The 278-nt window shown below is 63.3% G+C and carries 1 protein-coding gene; it reads left to right on the forward strand.

Going from position 1 to position 278, the window contains the following annotated elements:
- Nucleotides 1-82: 82 nt before the first annotated feature.
- On the forward strand, nucleotides 83-278 hold a 196-nt coding region (locus SB753_RS36815; RefSeq protein ID WP_410805060.1), incomplete at its 3' end, for an NAD(P)-binding protein.

The raw sequence follows: 278 nt of genomic DNA on the forward strand, positions 1-278 counted from the left end.
GGGGTCACGATCGAACTCAACTTCCCCGCCGCCGAGGTCGCTCACTTGAGCACCCAGAACATCACAGCCCACGGAGACTGACATGAACAACACTTCGACGAAACGGAAAGCAGCCATCATCGGCGGTTCGCTGGGCGGCCTTTTCGCTGCGAATCTTCTCCTGCGCAATGGCTGGGATGTGGATGTCTTCGAGCGCGTGCCGGACGAACTGTCGGGCCGCGGCGCGGGCATCGTCACGCACGCCGAGCTGTTCGACGTGATGCAGGCGGCGGACGTCC

The organism is Paraburkholderia sp. SIMBA_053 (genome assembly GCF_046534895.1).
Classification (GTDB): Bacteria; Pseudomonadota; Gammaproteobacteria; order Burkholderiales; family Burkholderiaceae; genus Paraburkholderia; species Paraburkholderia caledonica.